2 protein-coding genes are annotated in these 1,939 nt (G+C 72.9%); both read right to left on the reverse strand.

Translation table 11 applies throughout. From position 1 onward, the window contains the following. Positions 1-24: 24 nt before the first annotated feature. Positions 25-588, reverse strand: a complete 564-nt coding sequence (locus tag FNQ90_RS21330; protein ID WP_182607843.1) for an FABP family protein — start codon at positions 586-588, stop codon at positions 25-27. A 994-nt stretch (positions 589-1,582) separates the two neighbouring features. Beyond that, entirely contained in the window at positions 1,583-1,870 is a 288-nt protein-coding gene (locus FNQ90_RS21335; protein ID WP_143624988.1) for a DUF1416 domain-containing protein, read from the reverse strand. Positions 1,871-1,939: the final 69 nt, after the last annotated feature.

Here is a 1,939-nt window from a genome sequence, read left to right on the forward strand (position 1 = left end):
GACCGGAAGCGGGTGGGAGGGTGCTCAGCGGAAGAAGGCGATGCCGTCGTCCGGGAGGTCCTTCAGGTCACCCACCCACTCGCGGGGGTCCACCACCCGCTTGAGGTGCGCGGACATGTAGGGCCGCAGCGGAATCTCCGGCGTGGCCTTCTCGCCCACCCACATCAGGTCGCCCTTGACGTATCCGTAGAGCCGCTTCCCGCCGGTGTGGGCGGGGGCGGAGCCGGTCCGTGCGATCGCGTCGGTGGCCAGGTCGATCTGCGGCTTGCCCTCGGCCAGTTCGCCGTACCAGACCTCCGCGACGCCCTGGTCGCGGATCATCACGATCTCCACGCGGCGCTCGTCGTCGATCCGCCAGAAGCCGTGCTCGGACTCCAGCGGCCCGACGCGCTTGCCGTCGCCGTCCAGGCGCCAGCTGTGCGAGCGGTACTCCAGGAAGTCGCGTCCGTCGTGGGCGAAGGTGACCTCCTGGCCGAAGTTGCACGCCTCCCGGTCCGGGAAGTCCGCCACGCCGGCGCCCTGCCAGGTGCCGAGCAGGAAGGCCAGGGGGACCAGGGCGGGGTTCAGGTCGGACGGGATCTCGAACATCGCGGAATCAGCCGTGTCTCTCTCGTGGGGCGTGCGGGGACCGCGCCGGCCGGGGCTCCGGCCTCAGCGCTGGCCCTGGTACAGCTTGGTGATCACCAGACCGGTGAAGGCGGCGGTGCCGACGCCGACCAGGACCATCAGGGTAATGAAAAAGGCTTCCAGCACGGGAGGCTCCTCCGGCGGGGGCGGACGGGTGGGGACGAACGCGCCCGAGTCTAACCGTCCGGTGACGGACCGGACCGGTCAGGTGGGTGCCGTCCGGTCGGGGGTAGACATCGGTCGATCGGGCATGCGATTTCCCGCGCCCCTCGCAACCCGCTGTGACCATCGTCACTCAACGCGAACACGACCGGCCGCGTCCAACCGCGTGGAAAGGGTGTGATCATGGCTTGTCCCCACTGCGGTGCCGCGATGCAACAGGGCCCTCGAGGCGATTGGCTCTGTCCCAACTGCGGCACCACCCGATAGCCGTCTTCCGGCGGAGCCGGGGGACCGGGGGCGAGAGCGTCCCCGGCCCGGCGGGTCCGGTACCGACGACACCGGGATCGACTCCCCGGGGCCACCCGGGCAGCAGGTACAGCGCGACTCTCCGTTACCGCTCCCACCGTCACGGTCCGTCATCCCCCACACTCCCGCACGGGCGGACGGGGCCTCCCGACGGTGACCTTCACGGCACGGCACAGCACGGCACGGCGTCCCCGCCGACGACCGACCGGCCTCCCGGGGCCGTCGACGATCCACGCCACCGGAGGGGCCGGTCGGTCGACCGGCCCCTCCGGCCGTGTGTCCCCACCGGGTTCGGCCGGCCGGCCGAACCCGAAGCGACGACGGTCCGCTCGAAGGCCGGCCCCGGTGGCGTGTCGGGGTGACGGGGCATCACCGGGGTGGCTTCGCCGGTCCGCGGCCCCGTTCCCGCCCATGCGTCGGGGCCGTGTTCCGGGTGGAACACGGCCCCGACCCGGGCGTGTTGGTGCGACGGGCGGTCCGCCGGGCGTCACAGGGCGATGGCGACCTCGGCCACCCCGCCCGGCTGCGCGACCACGGTGCGGTCGCCGGTGGCGCCGGGCACCAGGGCCCGCACGGTCCAGGTGCCCTCGGCGGCGTAGAACCGGAACTGGCCGGTCGCCGAGGTGGGGACCTCGGCGGTGAACTCGCCGGTGCCGTCGAGCAGCCGGACGTAGCCGCTCACCGGCTCGCCGTCACGGGTGACGTACCCCTGGATGGTGGTCTCGCCGGGCTTGATCGTGGCGGCGTCGGGGCCGCCGGGCTGTGCTCCGCACATGCGATGGATTCCTGTCCTTCTCGGGTCCCTCTCGGATCCCGGCCGCGGCCCCGCCGCCCGGCCCCGGAG

Source organism: Streptomyces alkaliphilus (assembly GCF_014141535.1).
In the GTDB taxonomy this organism is placed as follows: domain Bacteria; phylum Actinomycetota; class Actinomycetes; order Streptomycetales; family Streptomycetaceae; genus Streptomyces; species Streptomyces alkaliphilus.